Source organism: Patiriisocius marinistellae (assembly GCF_009014635.1).
Taxonomy (GTDB): Bacteria; Bacteroidota; Bacteroidia; order Flavobacteriales; family Flavobacteriaceae; genus Patiriisocius; species Patiriisocius marinistellae.
Window position 1 is genome coordinate 43180 of record NZ_BKCF01000003.1, and the last position, 18279, is coordinate 61458.

General features: G+C 32.8%; 16 protein-coding genes and 1 pseudogene. 9 read left to right on the plus strand and 8 right to left on the minus strand.

The genetic code is table 11. From position 1 onward, the window contains the following. The first annotated feature begins 115 nt into the window (after window positions 1-115). The 5 genes and pseudogenes from GB234_RS08885 (at window position 116) to GB234_RS08900 (ending at window position 5222) form a co-directional block, all read left to right on the plus strand. Window positions 116-1546 carry an ATP-dependent DNA helicase gene (locus GB234_RS08885; RefSeq protein WP_151894208.1) on the plus strand — a complete coding sequence of 477 codons (1431 nt, stop codon included), beginning with the start codon at window positions 116-118 and terminating at the stop codon, window positions 1544-1546. Between the two features lie 87 nt (window positions 1547-1633). Beyond that, a pseudogene (gene kdsB / locus GB234_RS15215) lies at window positions 1634-2338 on the plus strand (3-deoxy-manno-octulosonate cytidylyltransferase); the annotation flags it as partial. A gap of 57 nt (window positions 2339-2395) precedes the next feature. After that, window positions 2396-3454, plus strand: coding sequence for an iron-containing alcohol dehydrogenase family protein (locus tag GB234_RS15220; protein WP_235906108.1), 1059 nt, complete (start codon window positions 2396-2398; stop codon window positions 3452-3454). 1 nt (window position 3455) lies between these two features. Further along, window positions 3456-3992 carry a 1-acyl-sn-glycerol-3-phosphate acyltransferase gene (locus GB234_RS08895; RefSeq protein WP_151894210.1) on the plus strand — a complete coding sequence of 179 codons (537 nt, stop codon included), beginning with the start codon at window positions 3456-3458 and terminating at the stop codon, window positions 3990-3992. Between the two features lie 189 nt (window positions 3993-4181). Continuing rightward, on the plus strand, window positions 4182-5222 hold the full coding sequence (locus GB234_RS08900; RefSeq protein ID WP_151894211.1) for a hypothetical protein: 1041 nt from the start codon (window positions 4182-4184) through the stop codon (window positions 5220-5222). Window positions 5223-5318: 96 nt separating this feature from the next. Here GB234_RS08900 and GB234_RS08905 read toward each other — a convergent pair whose 3' ends face one another. The 6 genes from GB234_RS08905 to gcvT all read right to left on the minus strand — a co-directional run bounded on the left by GB234_RS08905 (window position 5319) and on the right by gcvT (window position 9779). Next, window positions 5319-6059 (minus strand): YebC/PmpR family DNA-binding transcriptional regulator, encoded by a 741-nt coding sequence (locus tag GB234_RS08905; protein WP_151894212.1) that lies wholly within the window; start codon window positions 6057-6059, stop codon window positions 5319-5321. A 148-nt stretch (window positions 6060-6207) separates the two neighbouring features. Continuing rightward, window positions 6208-6489 (minus strand): 4a-hydroxytetrahydrobiopterin dehydratase, encoded by a 282-nt coding sequence (locus tag GB234_RS08910; protein WP_151894213.1) that lies wholly within the window; start codon window positions 6487-6489, stop codon window positions 6208-6210. Between the two features lie 3 nt (window positions 6490-6492). Then, window positions 6493-7344 carry a sugar nucleotide-binding protein gene (locus GB234_RS08915; RefSeq protein ID WP_151894214.1) on the minus strand — a complete coding sequence of 284 codons (852 nt, stop codon included), beginning with the start codon at window positions 7342-7344 and terminating at the stop codon, window positions 6493-6495. 11 nt (window positions 7345-7355) lie between these two features. Next, a complete protein-coding gene (locus GB234_RS08920) occupies window positions 7356-8270 on the minus strand; it encodes a glutaminase (protein ID WP_151894215.1) in 915 nt (304 codons plus the stop codon). 20 nt (window positions 8271-8290) lie between these two features. After that, the gene (locus tag GB234_RS08925) at window positions 8291-8584 is read right to left on the minus strand and encodes an ankyrin repeat domain-containing protein (RefSeq protein ID WP_151894216.1); all 294 of its coding nucleotides are present in this window, start codon (window positions 8582-8584) and stop codon (window positions 8291-8293) included. A 109-nt stretch (window positions 8585-8693) separates the two neighbouring features. After that, on the minus strand, window positions 8694-9779 hold the full coding sequence (gcvT, locus tag GB234_RS08930) for a glycine cleavage system aminomethyltransferase GcvT (protein ID WP_151894217.1): 1086 nt from the start codon (window positions 9777-9779) through the stop codon (window positions 8694-8696). Window positions 9780-10126: 347 nt separating this feature from the next. Between gcvT and GB234_RS08935 the strand changes: the two genes are divergently transcribed. Both GB234_RS08935 and GB234_RS08940 read left to right on the plus strand, forming a co-directional pair. Then, a complete protein-coding gene (locus tag GB234_RS08935) occupies window positions 10127-11662 on the plus strand; it encodes an NAD(P)H-hydrate dehydratase (protein ID WP_151894218.1) in 1536 nt (511 codons plus the stop codon). 19 nt (window positions 11663-11681) lie between these two features. Next, window positions 11682-12971, plus strand: a complete 1290-nt coding sequence (locus tag GB234_RS08940; RefSeq protein WP_262714108.1) for an APC family permease — start codon at window positions 11682-11684, stop codon at window positions 12969-12971. 1 nt (window position 12972) lies between these two features. On the opposite strand, the gene GB234_RS08945 is transcribed toward GB234_RS08940, so the two are convergent. Both GB234_RS08945 and GB234_RS08950 read right to left on the minus strand, forming a co-directional pair. After that, window positions 12973-14235, minus strand: a complete 1263-nt coding sequence (locus GB234_RS08945; RefSeq protein ID WP_151894220.1) for an NAD(P)/FAD-dependent oxidoreductase — start codon at window positions 14233-14235, stop codon at window positions 12973-12975. A 102-nt stretch (window positions 14236-14337) separates the two neighbouring features. Beyond that, on the minus strand, window positions 14338-15705 hold the full coding sequence (locus GB234_RS08950; protein ID WP_235906096.1) for a TlpA family protein disulfide reductase: 1368 nt from the start codon (window positions 15703-15705) through the stop codon (window positions 14338-14340). Window positions 15706-15834: 129 nt separating this feature from the next. Between GB234_RS08950 and hutH the strand changes: the two genes are divergently transcribed. Next, window positions 15835-17334 carry a histidine ammonia-lyase gene (gene hutH / locus GB234_RS08955; RefSeq protein WP_235906098.1) on the plus strand — a complete coding sequence of 500 codons (1500 nt, stop codon included), beginning with the start codon at window positions 15835-15837 and terminating at the stop codon, window positions 17332-17334. Between the two features lie 9 nt (window positions 17335-17343). Beyond that, window positions 17344-18228 (plus strand): T9SS type A sorting domain-containing protein, encoded by an 885-nt coding sequence (locus tag GB234_RS08960; RefSeq protein WP_151894222.1) that lies wholly within the window; start codon window positions 17344-17346, stop codon window positions 18226-18228. The last annotated feature ends 51 nt before the right edge of the window (window positions 18229-18279 follow it).

The following is an 18279-nucleotide window of genomic DNA, read 5'->3' on the forward strand; positions in this document are numbered from 1 at the left end:
TTTTAAATTTTTATTCAGTTATTGGTCTCTCGCAAATCTACAATTTTTTTTTGTTCGTAAAACTATATTCTTAAAAAATCAACGCATCTTTAACCCCGCAAATGCACTTTAATTTATGGATGTTTCACATTTTTATAGTTTACTTAAAAGCGATTTCCCTCATACTACTACTGCAAAACAAGACATTGCGTTGCAATTATTAGCAAAATTTGTCTTGAGCAAGAAAAAAAATGAGGTCTTTTTATTAAAAGGATATGCGGGTACAGGTAAAACTACAACAACAGGAACTCTTGTAAAAAACCTATGGAAGGCTAAAATGAGTTCAGTTTTATTAGCACCTACAGGTAGAGCAGCAAAAGTTATTAGTAATTATGCTAATCAAGAGGCATTTACTATTCATAAAAAAATATATTATCCTAAAGCAAAAAAAGGTGGAGGAGTAAGTTTTACTCTTCAAAAAAATAAACACCGTAATGCTATTTTTATGGTAGATGAAGCATCTATGATTCCAGATATTAATCAAGACGCAAAACTTTTTGAGAATGGATCTTTATTACAAGACTTAATGGAGTTTGTTCATAGCGGTCATAATTGTAAACTATTATTAATAGGGGATACTGCTCAATTACCACCAGTAAAGCTAGATGTTAGTCCAGCACTTGATAGACGTACCTTAGAAGATTCATTTAATAAAAAGGTTATTGAAATTGAATTAGATGATGTAGTTCGTCAAAAGCTAGACAGTGGTATTTTAGTAAACGCCACGAGATTAAGAGAAACGTTAAATGAAGGGATTTTTGATAGGTTTAAATTTAGTGGAGTTCAATTTCCTGATGTAATTCAACCAGAGGACGGTATGGCGATTATGGATGCGTTACAAGAGCATTACAATAATGATAGAAGTGACGATACCGTATTAATTGTACGTTCTAATAAACGAGCAAATTTGTATAATCAAAGCATACGAACCCGCATTTTAGATCAAGAAGATGAACTTTCTGCAGGTGACAGATTAATGGTTGTTAAAAATAACTATCATTGGGTTTCTAGTGAAAGTGATGCAGGATTTATTGCTAATGGAGATATTGTAGAAGTTTTAGAAATTTTTAGATTTGTTGAGTTGTATGGTTTTCGCTTTGCGGAAGTAAAAGTACAAATGGCAGATTATCCAAGAATGAAAGCTTTTGAAACAGTACTTTTATTAGATACTCTTACTTCCCAAACTCCATCTTTAACGTACGATGAATCAAATAAATTATACCAAGAAGTCATGAAAGATTATGATCATGAAACATCTAAGTATAAAAAGTTTATGGCTGTTAAAAAGAACCGTTACTTTAATGCCTTGCAAGTAAAATTTTCTTATGCTATTACCTGTCATAAAAGCCAAGGAGGGCAGTGGGCTAATGTATTTGTGGAGCAGCCTTATTTACCTAATGGTGTTGATAAAGATTATTTACGTTGGTTGTACACAGCAATTACACGCGCACAAGACAAGTTATATTTAATTGGTTTTAAGGAAGACTTTTTTGAGGAAGTTGGTTAATTTTACATAGATAGTAAATTATTAAAAGAAGTTACATTACTTCTGAAATATTAAATAAACAGCACAATAGATTTGAAAATAATAGCAATGATTCCGGCACGTTATGCCGCCTCTAGATTTCCAGGAAAGCTTATGCAAAATTTGGGAGGTCTCCCAGTAATCATTAGAACGTATGATGCTACAGTAGCTACAAAACTTTTTGATGACGTTTTTGTAGTGACCGATAGTGATATAATTTATAATGAAATTATCAACCACGGAGGTAAAGCCATTATGAGTATAAAAGAACATGAATGCGGAAGTGATCGCATTGCAGAAGCTGTTGCTAACATGGATATTGATATTGTTGTCAACGTACAAGGTGATGAGCCATTTACAAATAGAGAAGCATTAGTACAAGTTCTCGAAGTATTTAAAGGAGACGATGCAGACAAAATTGACTTAGCATCCTTAATGACAGAAATTCACGATTGGAAAGAGATTAGCGACCCTAATTGTGTAAAAGTAATTGTTGATAAGCAAAACTTCGCACAATATTTTTCGCGTTCACCTATTCCATATCCACGTGATAAAAATGCAGCAGTCCAATATTATAAGCATAAAGGGATTTATGCTTTTAGAAAACAAGCAATTTTAGATTTTTACAAATTGCCAATGGGAAAGCTGGAAGCAGCAGAAAAAATTGAATGTATTCGCTATTTAGAGTACGGTAAAAATATAAAAATGGCAGTTACAAACGTTCAAGGAGTTGAAATTGACACGCCAGAAGACCTTGTGAGAGCTAACAAATTATTATTAAAGGAAACCGAAACGAAACAAGCGGGAAAACCCGTCTTTAAAAATTTTCCAATGGTACCAAAAGTGGTTTTTGGAAAAGGTAGTTATGAGCAATTAGCCGAAATAATCAAACCACAACGAAAAAGTAAAGCACCCTTTGTCTTTATAGTAGATGATGTATTTAAGGAAAGTAATGAGGTGATTGACAAAATTCCTTTAAACTTTAATGACAAAATTTTATATGTTTCTGCAGACGAAGAACCAAAAACGAAGCAAATTGATGAAATAGTACAGAATTTAAAATCTGAATTCAATTACACACCTTCTGGAATTATAGGCATTGGTGGAGGAAGTATTTTAGATGTTACAAAAGCAGTATCTATTATGTTGACTAATCCTGGTAATGCAAGAGATTATCAAGGCTGGGATTTAGTAAAGAAAAAAGCTGTATATCATGTAGGAATACCTACAATTTCGGGGACAGGCTCAGAGGTTTCTAGGACGACAGTACTTACTGGTCCAACAAAAAAATTAGGAATTAATAGTGATTTTACACCCTTTGATCAAGTAATCTTAGATCCAGATTTAACAATAGGAGTACCTAAAGATCAATGGTTTTATACTGGAATGGATTGTTTTATTCATTGTGTTGAATCACTTAACGGTACATTTTTAAATGCATTTTCAGAAAGTTACGGAGAAAAGGCATACGATCTGTGCAAAGAAATTTTTGTTGAGAATAAAATTTCCGAAGAAGAAAAGAGAGGTAAGTTAATGATGGCGTCATGGCATGGTGGGATGAGTATTGCATACTCTCAAGTGGGTATCGCTCATGCTATGAGTTATGGATTGTCTTATGTGTTAGGCACAAAGCATGGCATAGGTAACTGTATTGTTTTTAATCAATTAGAGAAATACTATGGAGAAGATGTGGTTTTGTTTAAGGAAATGGTCGAGCGTTTTGATATCACTATTCCTAAAAATGTCTGCGGAAATCTCTCCGAAATTCAAATGAATACGATGATTGATGTTGCATTAGGTTTAGTACCACTTTGGGAAAATGCGCTCGGGAAAGATTGGGAGTCAATAATGACTAGAGATGTATTGAAAGCACTTTACTTAAAGATGTAATATGGGAGTTGCAAAATTTATATATCATACCGTATTTGGCTGGAAAATTAAAGGTGATTTTGACCGTAATATTAAAAAATCTGTATTAATTGTAGCTCCGCATACAAGTTATTTTGATTTTATATTATCAGTACTTGCAAGACGTATTTTAAAGATTGAGATTAATTTTGTAGGAAAAAGAGAGTTGTTTCATCCACTAATAGGTTGGTATTTTAGGTGGATGGGGGGCGCTCCATTAAATAGAGGTAAAAATGAAAATAAGGTACAAGCAATTGCAAGCGTAATAAAAAGCAAAAATGAGTTTAGATTAGCCATAGCTCCAGAAGGAACACGCACTAAGGTTGAAACTTGGAAAACTGGTTATTATTATATTGCGAGGGAAGCGGGAGTGCCAATAATCCCTATAAGTTTAGATTATCCATCAAAAACTATGACAATAGGTACTGCGTTTTTTCCAACGGGTTCTATCGTTGAAGATGAGATTGAGCTTCGTAAATTTTTTAAAGGAGTAATTGGTAAAATTCCTGAGTGGAGTTAATTTTTTTTAATAAATCAAATTTGTAATTAACAGTTTGTTATCAAAAATTGGCGTTAACGATAAATTGCATAGGGTTTTTAAATATTTGATTTACAGATATGGAAAGTTAAAAGTTAGTTAATCGTTTTATTTAAGTTTTTTTATAATTAGAATCAGCGCTATCTATGTTCTAAACAAAAACAACTATAAATGAAAACATTAAAATTTTTAACAGTAACAGCGCTTGCATCATTGGTATTTATCTCTTGTGGGGATGATGACGATATTACGGGTAATGATTTAAGAGTAAATCTTTATGCAACAAGTAATTTGAGTGGTGACATCACAGCATATCAAATTGAAGATGATGGGGATGTAGAAGTAAGAACATTAAGAACAATCCAAGAAAATACGGACGCAGAAGGGCTTTATGTTGATAGCGGAGATGATGAAATTACAGTAGTAAGTAGAAGTAATAAAAATTTAAATACTTTTGATTCTTTAGACAGAACAGATAATGGTGATGCTTTAGAATTAGAAGCAGGTAGCCCAACTATTTTGGGTAGTCCAAGAGATTTAGCAGTTTCATCAAATATTTATGTTGTTTCTGATAATATGGATGTTGACGGTGATGATACTACTGTTGACAATAGACTTTGGGTTTTTACAAGAAACGATAATACATATACGTTAAGAAATGTAATTACAACAGATTTTGCTGTATGGGGAATCGAATTTGTAGGAGATAATCTATACGCAGTTGTTGATAAAACTAACGAGGTAGCTTTATTTTCAAACTTTTCTTCAAACTTTATTATGACTGGACCAGCAGCACCTACAAAAAGAGTTGCTATTGAAGGTATAACTAGAACTCACGGTATTGGCTTTGACGGTGGTACAATGGTGCTTACTGATATAGGTGAAGCTAGCGGTGATGTTTCTCCAAATTTTAATACCGATGGTGGGTTTCATATTATAAATGATTTTCAAGCTAAATTTAGCGCTGTTGAAAACGGTGGTACTTTAGCAGTTGCAGGAAACCAAGTTCGTGTTGCAGGATCAAACACTTTTCTAGGAAATCCAGTAAGTGTAGATTATGATGCAGATGGGAATACAGTTTATATTGCAGAAAGAGCTAATTCTGGTGGACGTATTCTTGCTTTTACAAATGTTTCAACAGGTGGAAATATTGCACCTAATTTAAATAATATTTTAAGTGGTGCATCTTCAGTAGTATTTTCTGAAGACTAAATCTAATCAGTATTCATACTGAAATTTTAATAAAATTAAACTCCCAATTTTTATATAAAATTGGGAGTTTTTTTATGTTCTAAAATGAAGTAATTATTAACTTTCCTCCATAGTATGATATACATTTTGTACATCGTCATCATCTTCAAGTTTCTCTAAAAGCTTTTCAACATCTGCCATTTCTTCTTCGTTCAACTTTTTTGTTACTTGAGGTATTCTTTCAAAACCTGAAGAAAGTATTTCAATATTATTAGATTCTAAATATGCCTGTATATTTCCGAAGCTTTCAAAAGGTGCGTAAATAACAACACTTGTTTCAGTTTCACCATCAGCATTCTCATCTGTATCTTCAAATATTTCTTCTACACCTTCATCAATTAACTCTAACTCTAGCTCTTCTAGATCTAAACCTTCAGCCTTTACTTTAAAATTACAAGTGTGGTCAAACATAAAAACAACTGAGCCAGAAGTACCAAAGCTGCTATCAGTTTTATTAAAACAAGCACGCACATTTGCTACCGTACGGGTATTATTATCTGTAGCCGTCTCAACTAAAACGGCAATACCGTGCTGTGCATACCCCTCAAAAATCACTTCTTTATAATCACCTTGATTTTTATCGCTCGCACGCTTAATAGCACGCTCTACGTTATCCTTGGGCATGTTTATTGACTTGGCATTTTGAATAACTGCTCGCAATCTAGAATTTGAATCTGGATCTGGACCACCTTCTTTTACAGCCATCACAATATCTTTTCCTATACGTGTAAAGGCCTTACTCATAGCAGACCAACGTTTCATTTTCCTTGCTTTTCTAAATTCAAAAGCTCTTCCCATAATTATATTTTATTTGAATATCTCAACAGTTTTAATTGCCAAAATGTAATATTTATATTAAATATCAAATATAAAAAAATCCCTAATAACATCTCCATAAGTATGAATCTGTTATTAGGAATTTAAAATAATAAATGAGTTTAAGATGTTAGCCAATTAACTCATCAATCGCTTTAGCTAGTTTAAAGTCTTTTTCAGTAATTCCATCTGCATCATGTGTTGTAAGATAAATCTCTAGTGTATTATAAATATTTGTCCACTCTGGATGATGCCCTTGTTTTTCACATTCAAACGAAATACGTGTCATTGCGGAAAACGCTTCCTTAAAATTTTCAAACTCAAATATAGTATGTAATGCGCCTTCTTCTATATCCCAACCATCAAATTGAGCTAGTTTTTCGTTTATATCTTTATCGGTCATTTTGTTCATTTCTTAGGTTTTTAGTGTTACTATATCTTCTAAAATACAATTGTCAACAACGTCACTCACTGTAATATTATAATGCTCAGGTAATTTTTTAAATTTGGGCAAAATAGCTAAGTAAGACTCATCATTTCTATCGTACACGTTTTTAAAAATAGGAAATTTACCTGTTGTTTTCTCACAAATTTCTGTTATAAAATCGTTATGGTGTATTACATCTTCACTTGCTAAATGGAAGATACCGTCATCATTAGTTGCAATAATATAATGTAGTTGTTGTGCAATTTTATCTGCAGTTGTAACGCTAATAATTAAATTAGGGAATATTTCATAATTCGTATTAAAACGCACAGCATCTCTAAGCTCTGTAATTCTTGGTGAGTTATTGCCAAAAACCAATGGCAACCTTAAAATAGCTGTCTGCGCAGGAATGGTTTCCAGTAACATTCTTTCTACTGAAATTTTAAACATTCCACCCTTTGTATTAGATTTTGGGCTGTCTTTTTCATACGATGGGAAATCCTTACGTGCATTAAATACATCCATTGATGAAAGAAACAGTAATCTAGCATAATGATGTTGTGATACCCAAGTTGCAATTTCGCGATGGGTTTTAAGCTGCGCTGCATAGTCACCTTTTAAACTTGAAATGATGACAGAGGGATTGACTGTATTTAAAATTTCGGCTATGCCACCTTTTGAAACATCAAAATGAAAGAATTGTTGGTTATTACCAAAGTTATTTTTTGAAGAAAAATAGGTGCCGTAGGTGTCAAAATAGTTGCAAAGATCTCTATAAATTGTGTTGCCTATAAAGCCGCTTGCGCCAATAATTAAGACCGTATGTTTTTGGGGATTCATCTATTATATAACTAAAAAATAGACGATTTAGTCTCTGTTGTAAATTGTTCTAAAGCCTGCATTCCTAAGTAGCTGTTACCCTTTGGATTAAGTGGGGGGGACCAAGCAGTAATTACATAATGGTTGGGTAAAAGTGCAACAATGCCACCACCAACGCCACTTTTTCCAGGCAGTCCTACCTCAAAAGCAAATTCGCCAGCTTCATCGTAAAAACCACACGTAAGCATAATTGCGTTAATACGTTTGGCTTGTTTTTCAGTTAAGCATTGTTTGTTCTTCATGCATTTACCATGATTTGCAAATGCAAAAAAGGAATTTGATAATTGCTCACAAGTCATCTCAAGAGAACACTGATGAAAATAAAAATCTAGAACGTCCTCAACAGGATTTGCTAGATTGTCAAATGATTTTAAAAGATTTGCAATTGCATAATTTCTAAATCCTGTTTTACGCTCAGACTCGGCAACTTCTAGGTTGTATGAAATAGAATCATCACCAGCCAAACCACGTACAAATTGAAGAAAATCTTCTTTTGGATTTTTTAGTGTTGAAACCAAACAATCCGCCACAACGATAGCGCCGCTATTAATGAGAGGGTTTCTAGGAATACCTTCTTCATTTTCTAATAATGACAAGTAGTTAAAAGGATTGCCCGAAGGTTCAACGTCCACTCGTTTCCATAGTTCGTTGCCTTGACTCGCAAATGCCATTGCAAGAGTAAATACTTTTGAAATACTTTGAATGGAGAAGGGTACTTGCGTGTCGCCCACCTCATAATTGTCACCGTGAATATTATTTAAGTAGATACCAAATTTTTCCCCATCAACTTTACCTAACTCTGGAATATAATCTGCGACTTCTCCAGTGTTTTTTGTGGCTTTTAAGTCGCTGTGGATTCTGTTTATTATTTGTTGGAAGTTGGGCATTTTATGTTTGTTATTTGGCTTTAATTTACAAATTGATTAATTAAGGCGATAATGTCTTTATTATTTCTGTTTTCGGCAAGTTTTAATGGAGTAACGCCACTTTCCATTTCTATGATAGAGAGGTCTGCACCGTTTGCAAGTAGTAATTCTATGATAGCTATATTATTGTAGCGAATACTTTCAGATATTGGAAGAGCCATAACCTCTGGATGTTGATAATTAGGATCCATACCTAAACGTAAATACATTTTAACCAATTCAATATCATTATCCTGAATTGCTTTAAACATTGTTTTCCAATCTCCTCCTGACATAATTTTATACTAAATTTTATAATATCGTTACTTGAAAATAAGACTCTACTTTAGTTTATTTTAAGATTGTCGAAAAGCTCATTCTGACTATAATAAACTACAAACGCTCTTAACTCTTCTTATAAAAAGGCAACTTCACTACTGTAGCAGGCACTGCGTTTTTTCTAATTTGAATATTAATTTTTGAACCTACATCTTTAAATACTACAGGCACATAACCAAGACCAATTCCCTTATTCATAGAAGGAGACATAGTACCGCTGGTTACATTCCCTATTTTGTTTCCGTTGCCATCAACAATATCGTAGCCTTGTCTTGGAATTCCTCTTTCGTTAAGTTCAAAAGCAATTAATGTTTTTTCAACACCTTGCTCTTTTTGTTTTTTGAGTGCTTCGCTGTTTACAAAATCTTTATTAAATTTTGTAATCCAGCCTAAGCCAGCTTCAAGTGGAGAGGTACTATCATCAATATCATTTCCGTAGAGGCAATATCCCATTTCTAATCTCAAGGTGTCTCTTGCTGCTAAACCTATAGGCTTAATGCCAAAATCTGCTCCAGCTTCCATTACTTTAGTCCATACTTGAGCCACCTCAGTATTTTTGCAATAGATTTCAAACCCTCCGCTTCCTGTGTAACCAGTTGCGCTTATAATTACATTGTCAATCCCTGCAAAGTCTGAAACTTTGAAGGTGTAAAATTTAATAGCTGCTAAATCTTCAGATGTTAAAGATTGCATCGCTTCAACTGCTTTTGGTCCTTGAATGGCTAATAAAGAATAGTCTTCACTAATATTCTTCATTTCGGCACCCATTGAATTATGACTACTAATCCAGTTCCAGTCTTTTTCAATATTTGATGCATTTACAACTAGCAACCACTTTTCTGCTTCTAGACGGTAGATAATTAAATCATCTACAACACCTCCATCTTCATTGGGAAGACAACTGTATTGCGCTTGCCCATCCTTTAATTTTGAAGCGTCATTGCTACAAACAAGCTGAATTAAATCTAGAGCATTAGGCCCTAAAATTAAAAATTCACCCATGTGCGACACATCAAAAACCCCCACACTATTACGCACAGTTTCATGCTCAGCATTAACGCCTTCGTAAGAAACAGGCATATTATATCCTGCAAATGGGACCATTTTTGCACCAAGTGCTTCGTGTATTTTAGTTAAGGCTGTATTTTTCATCTTTGTGCCCGCACAGGCGGAAATTTATTAATTAAACGTTTTGTTAAATACTTTTAATCACTTCGGAAATTTCAATAATCAATATTATAATTTAGTTTCATTACACCAATTTCCGTTAAGGTTCACAAATGTATTAAAGCGAGGTGTAAACTTCGAATATTTCTTTTGAAATTATCCTCTCTAGGCCATTAAGATATTTGTATTTTTATATTTCTGAAATTTGCCAAAAATTTTTATTAATAAGCGAAGATTACAAACAGCAATTATCAGTTTCAAATAATTAAAATTTCCGAAGAGAGAAACATTATTCTATTCTTGAAATTATTTAAATCTAAAAATCCAAAACTTTGAAAATATTCTCATCAAAACAGTTATACGAAGCAGATGAAGTAACCTGTAATAACCAAAATATAACCTCAGTAGATTTAATGGAGCGTGCCGGTAGTTATATTTTTACATGGTTGCATCAACGTATGCAAGGCGCACAAGTTCCTGTTCATATTTTTTGTGGTATAGGTAATAATGGAGGAGATGGCTTAGTGCTTGGAAGGCTGTTGATAGAAAGTGGTTATAATGTTAAATGTTATATAGCAAATTTTACAGATAAACGCTCGCCTTGCTTTTTGACTAATTACAGTAGGTACAAAGATGTGACTAAAAATTGGCCAATTTTAATGAAAGGTGCAGAAGATTTTCCAGAAATAGCACCTCAAGATATTATAATTGATGCGTTGTTTGGTATAGGATTAAACAGACCTCCAGAAGGGTGGGTGAAGGACTTAATTTTGCACATTAATACACAGAGAGCTTTTAAGTTGTCTATTGATATTCCAAGCGGACTCTCTGCTGAGCAGGCAGTGGAGGACTTTGATGCAATTGTAAAGTCTAATCATACATTAACATTTCAAGCTCCAAAGTTGTCCTTCTTTTTGCCAGAAACAGGCCCTTATGTTACTTTTTATGAGGCAATTGATATTGGTCTTGACGCTGCATATTTAGAAAGTCAAGAACCTTTGGCTCAATTAATAGCAAAGCCACAAGCACAACGTTTTTATAAACAGCGAAATAAATATGCACATAAAGGTAATTTTGGACATTCATTAATCGTTGCTGGAAGCTACGGAATGATGGGAGCCTCTGTCCTTGCTACAAAAGCGACAATGCGCATAGGTGCAGGAAAAGTTACGGCAATGGTACCTAGAAGTGGTTATTCTATATTGCAATCTACAGTGCCAGAAGCAATGGTTAAAACTGATGAAAACGAAGATTTTATTACTAATATTAATTATGATTTTGAACCCGATGCAATTGCAGTGGGTATGGGCATAGGAAATAATGATGAAACTGCAACTGCTTTAAAAGCATTATTAAAAAAAGTGTTATGTCCCATAGTAATTGATGCAGATGCTTTAAACTGTATTTCAAAGACAAAAACACTTATTAAGTTACTCCCAGAGAATGCTATTTTAACTCCGCATCCTGGCGAGCTTGCAAGATTAGTAGGGGAGTGGACAGATGATTATGATAAGATTAAAAAATGCCAAGAGTTTTCTGCAACCTATAAAGTAATTATTATAATCAAAGGTGCAAATACCATTACTGTAATGGGTAATGAACTTTATATTAATACTACTGGAAATCCAGGAATGGCAACTGCTGGAAGTGGTGATGTGTTAAGTGGTTGTTTATCTGGATTATTAGCACAAGGATATGATCCATTATTGGCTTCTGTGTTTGGAGTGTATCTTCATGGTAGTGCAGGAAATATTGCATCTCAAACAGTAGGTTTTGAGGCAATGATGGCAAGTGATATTATAAATAGTTTAGGCGATGCTTTTTTAGAATTATTTAGACAAGAAGAGGAAGCACCCGTAGCTCAATAATCATTAAATAAAGCGAAATTTGTCTGATTCTAAAAATATTAAACTAAAAGATGCCATCGCTATAGGAATAGGAGGTATGGTTGGTGGTGGAATATTTGCAGTATTAGGACTTGCTGTCTCATTAGCTAAAGGAGGTACTCCAGTAGCATTTTTAGTTGCAGGTATAATAGCTTTATTTACAGCTTATGCTTACGCAAAGTTATCATTAAAATATCCAGACCGTGGTGGTACTGTTCGTTTTATTAATGAGGGATTTGGTCAAGGAGTATTTAGCGGTGGAGTTAATAATGTTCTTTGGATAAGTTACATTATCATGTTATCGTTATACGCAAGTGCTTTTGGCTCTTATGGCCCAGAACTTTTTTCGGCTACAGGAGATAAAACTATTGACACACATATTTATATCACTTTTGTAGTTTTACTGGCAACAGTGATTAATTATTATAGTCTAAAGGTTGTTGGAAAAATTGAAAGTGCAGCAGTATTTATCAAGTTGATTATTTTACTTGCTTTTGTAGGTTTAGGTATTTATGGTCTCTTCGGAAATGTAAATTTATCACAACTTAATCCTTCAAATTGGGAAGCACCGTTACAATTACTCGCTGGTGGGATGGTAATATTTGTAGCGTATGAAGGATTTGAACTTATTGCAAATGCAGTTCCAGATATGGAAAATCCGGAGAAAAATATCTTTAAGGCATATTATTACTCTGTAGGTTTTGTAGTGTTACTCTATATTTTAATAGCAATGATTACGGTAGGGTCGCTCAATTTTGATGCAATAGCAACTGCTAAAGATTATGTTCTTGCAGAGGCATCAAAACCATTGATTGGTCAAATAGGGTTTACAATTATGACGATTGCTGCTTTGATTTCTACATTTTCAGCAATTAATGCCACACTTTACGGAGGTAGTAGAGTAAGCTACGAACTTGCCGAAGACGATGAGCTGCCTCATGAGTTTACATATCAATTATGGAATAAACCTGTAGGTCTTCTTATAACAGTTACACTAACTTTACTTATCGCTAACTTTGTTAATTTAGAAAGTATCTCAACATCTGGTAGTGCTGGTTTTCTACTCATTTTTACAATAGTAAATTTTACTGCTTTTAAAAAATCCAATAGCTTGAATGCAAGTAAAATAATAACTTTTTTAGGAGCTATCCTTTGTGCTGCTGCATTCATTGTACTCATTGTTCAACAATTTGATAAAAACAGAATAGGAGTGCTAATTTCTGTTGGAATTATAATCTTTTGTTTTATTGGGGAAGCAATGTTTAAAGCCACAAAAAAATCAAAGAGGTAATCTAGTCATTTTTAGTTTTTTTATACGGTCTAATGATTAATCCCAAAGGTCTGTCATAACTTATGTAATTTGAAAACCAGTCTACAAAAGCAACTAGTTTATTACGAAAACCAACCAATGAAAATATATGAATAAACATCCACACTAACCAAGCAAAAGTTCCTTGAAATTTCCACTTAGGTAAATCTACCACTGCTTTTTTTCTACCTACAGTTGCCATAGAGCCTTTATCTTTATATTTAAAAATTTCCATAGGTTTTCCTGCAATATGTCTTAAAATATTTTTTGACAACGTTTCACCTTGTTGTTGTGCAACGGGTGCTAGCATAGGCAATCCTTTTGGGTTTTCTTTAGTAATATGTGCTGCAACATCTCCAATAGCAAAAACATTTTTATAATTTAAAACTTGGTTAAATTCATTAACCGCAATTCTATTACCTCCTATAATTACGTCTTTTGCTAATCCATCAATGGGAGCTCCTTTTACCCCTGCAGTCCATATAACCGTATCAGTTTTAAAAGTAGTAGCGTCTTCCAGAGTAATCGTACCATTTTCGTAACTATTTACTTTTGCGTTTAGGAAAACATTGATACCTAGTTCCTTTAAATAAACTTCACTCTTTTCTGAAGCATTTTCGGACATTGCAGATAATAATTTTGGCGAAGCCTCATAAAGGTTTATGCTCATTTTTGAGGTGTCAAGTCCTGGAAAATCTTTAGGAATTACATAACGTTTCATTTCAGATAGTGCACCAGCTAATTCAATTCCTGCAGGACCACCACCTACAATAGCTATGTTTAGAATTTCATCAAGAGATGCTCTTTGATTGTCTTCCATCGCTTTTTCTAAATTCTGAAATATAAAACTCCTTAAATTTAATGCATCTGGAATAGATTTAAGCGTTAGAAGTCTTTCTTTAACAGGCTCGAAGTTGAAAAAATTATTTTGACTCCCCGTTGCAATAATTAAATAATCAAATGAAATTTTTCCAGCTGATGTTTTTATAGCATTTTCTTCAAAGGATAGAACTTTTGCCATCCTAAAGCTCACATTATCAAAACTTCTAAAAATTCTGCGAACGGGGTATGCAATACTTCCAGGTTCTAAACCTCCCGTAGCAACTTGATACATTAAAGGCTGGAAATTATGATAATTGTGCTGATCTATGAGCAAAACATCTACTGGTTTATTCTTAAATTTTTTTGCCATAGCAATACCACCAAATCCTGCGCCTATGATAACTATTTTTTGTTTTTGAGCCATTTTAAATTATTATTATTATAAAATCATATTTAGACAAAAAGCCTTCTAGAAAATATTCTAAAAGGCTTTTATTTATTTTACGTTACTCATTTAAATATCTTTTTAGATAAGCTTGTCAAGTAATTTTCTTAATAAAGGATCAGATGGTCTTGGAGCGTCTGCACTTACTATATTTCCGTCTGGGCCAATTAAAATAAATCTTGGTATTCCAGTTATTGCATATTCTGTAACAAAAGAAGACTTCCAGTCGTTATCTGCGATTAATTGAATGCCAACAAGTTCTTTATCAATAACCATTTTCTTCCATTTCTCATAATCTCCTTTACGATCAATTGAGATACTTACAAACTCAATATTTTTATTGTGATACTCTTTTTCAACTTTTTTTAATGAAGGGATTTCTGCTATACAAGGTCCACACCACGTTGCCCAAACATCAATATATGTATATTTTCCATTTAAATCTGCAAGTGCGATCTTTCCACCTTTATGGTTTTCATAATTAAAAGCAGGTGATGGATTTCCTTTTGTTAACGGTTTATATGTATTATATCTAGATGTAATTTCAGCAAGATTTTCTTTGCTTGGATTAATAGCTTTATAAGCATTGTAAACTTCATCTAATTTTTCATTTGGGCTCAATCCATATTGTAAATATTGTGTAACCATTTTCTCTTTAGCAAAGCCATTAGGGTAAATGTTATTAATATGATTTAAATAAGTTATGGTCATATCCTTATCTTCACTTTCATCAGCTAAAAATGCTTCGTAAGCATCATTTTGTATTTTATTATCAACCATTTGTTGATATGCCATGGAAGATCTATATGCAGTAGTATCACTAATAATAATATTGTTATTAAGATTTTTAAAAGAAGTTGTAGGCTTAAAAGAATTATTTTTTGTTATATATGCATGATACTGTGGATACATATTATGTGTAAATGCAGTTGTGTAAATCTCTTCATTTTTTAAAATGTTTAAAAAACTTTTGTTTTTGATTCCACTTGCTACAAGAATACTATCTTCAGCTTTCTTATTAGATTTCATCTTTTCTATATATAAACTTTCTTCATCTGCATAAAGTTCCATAGGACTCATTTCTGCATCTCTTAAACTTTTTTCTCTAGTAAAAATATTTTCATTAGCTAAAGTTCCCTCGAATATTGGAGCTTGACCTGTGTTTGCATCCATTTTAATAGTTAAGGATTTTCCTTTTTCAAGATAAATTGGCATTCTATCACGTCCTAAAACAATATTATAAAATCCTGTAGATGGTATATTAAGTGTATCATTGACACTACCGTTATTGTCTAGTTTTAGCTGTTCATTAAAATTTGCACCAACAATATTAATAGAGGGAGCTCCGCTATTTGCAAAAGTTGCATTAAATGCAACCGTAGTATTTTCCTGTTTTGATTCGCAACTAAATATTAGTATTGTAATAACTAATAGAATGATTCTTTTCATAGATATATCCTTTAATTTTATTTTAATTAAACAAAACTAAACTTTAATAATTGTCTTATGTTTTAATTGATAAAACCTTAACAAGAAATTGTATTTTTGTGTAAACAACTATCTAAATCCGTATTTAATTTGCATTATATAAGCACTACATTGTTAAGTTTATCTGTAATTAATGATATTCTTAAAACAGATAAAAAAATAGCACTTTCTGAAGAAGCTGTTGGAAATATTAACCGATGTCATGATTTTTTATCAAATAAAATGAAAAATAATGACACACCTATTTATGGCATAAATACTGGATTTGGTTCCTTGTGTAATGTCAAGGTTTCAAGTGATAATTTATCAAAACTTCAAGAAAATTTGGTTATGTCACACGCATGTGGCACTGGTGAGTACGTACCAAAGCCAATTGTTAAATTAATGCTATTGTTGAAAATTCAATCATTAAGTTATGGATATAGTGGGGTTCAATTAAAAACTGTTGAACGCCTAACGGAAATGTATAACAACAATATCCTTCCTGTTATATACACTCAAGGAAGCCTTGGAGCTTCAGGAGATTTAGCGCCATTAGCACATTTGTCACTTCCATTATTAGGAAAAGGTAATGTATGGATTGACGATAAGATTGTAGCTTCAGCCGAGGTATTAAAAAAATATAATTGGAATCCAATTGAACTTAAAGCTAAAGAAGGTTTAGCGTTATTAAACGGAACGCAATTTATGAGTGCCTATGGGATGTACTGTTTAATTAAAAGCCATAAATTATCGTATTTGGCAGACTTAATTGGTGCAATTTCGGTAGATGCGTTTGATTGTAATATGAGCCCCTTTGATGCTATGGTACATTTAGTAAGACCACATCGTGGACAGGTTAAAACAGCTGAGCGCATTAATGAATTTCTACAAGATAGTGAGCTAGGAATTTCAGAAAAGAAAAACGTTCAAGATCCTTATTCCTTTAGGTGCATTCCTCAGGTTCATGGAGCGACTAAGGATACTATTGTTTTTGTAGATAAAACGTTTAAGACCGAAATAAATAGTGTTACTGATAATCCAAACATTTTTACAGGAGAGGATAAAATTATTTCCGGTGGAAATTTTCACGGCCAACCGCTTGCGCTGGGATTAGATTACTTGGGTATTGCAATGAGCGAACTGGGTAGTATTAGTGAAAGAAGAACGTATCAACTAGTTTCTGGTCTTAGAAATTTGCCAGCTTTTTTAGTAGATAATCCAGGTTTGAATAGTGGATTCATGATTCCGCAGTATACGGCTGCTAGTATTGTAAGCCAAAACAAACAATTAGCTACACCTGCATCTGTTGATTCAATTGTATCTTCAAATGGGCAAGAAGACCATGTGAGTATGGGTGCTAATGCTGCTACAAAGTGCCTTAGAATTATTAATAATATTGAAACTATTCTCGCTATTGAATTATTGAATGCGACGCAGGCGTTACATTTCCGCAGACCAAAAAAATCTTCACTTTTTGTAGAATCGTTTGTAGAAAGTTTTAGAACTGTAGTTCCATTTGTAAAAGAGGACAGAGTTTTGGCAGATGATATTCATGCCACGATTGCATTTTTACAAAGCTTGTCGATTGATGATGATTTGATTTTTTAAAATCTAATTATGCGAAAAATAATTTTATTTGTAATCTTAGCTTTTAATATCCTTTGTAATGCTCAAGAATATACTCCGCTCTTGGATGATGTAAATGAATGGAAATTTACAACATGTTTTATGGGAGATTGTATAAATGATGTTTATTTTACTAATGGTGATACTTTAGTGAATAATAAAAACTATAAAGTACTTGATGGGTATCATTATATTTCTCGCTCCTTTTTACTGAGAGAAGAGGTTGTAGAGAAAAAGGTTTTTCTTTTGACAATTATTAATGAAGCGCAACGTGAATATTTATTATATAATTTTTCAATGGAGATAGGGGATGAAATTGAAATGCTGAACCCTATCACTCCATTTCCCGAAAGTGGAGGAATGTATACATTAACTAATATAGAAAGTTTACCTTTAGTTGATGGTGCTAATTATAATCACTATTATTTATCTCCTTCTCCAAATAATACAACTAGTTCTTGGGATGCAGTCTGGGTTGAAGGTCTTGGGTCTTTATCTATAATCACGGCTCCAGGAGGGGCTCCTAATTTTGATGGAGTAGGTGAATTAAGTTGTTTTTTTAAAAATGAAGATTTGTTTTATTCCAACTTAGAAAGAGTTCCCGATTGTGAAACACAGTTAGGTGTCGATGAAAATAGTTCTATTTATAATTTTAAATTTATTTCAGAAGAAAATAATTTAAAAATTATAAATACAATTGGGATCTCTAAAATTTTACTGTACACTATTGAAGGTAAATTGATACTTACTTCATTAAATGAAAGTAATGATCCTATTAAATTACTTGATACAACAAATTATAGCAGTGGGGTTTATATAGTTAAATTAACAAACATTAACGGAGCTTTTTCTAGTCATAAAGTAATAATTAATTAAATAAAAAAAGCTCTCATTTTAATAATGAGAGCTTTTTGAGATTATTGATAG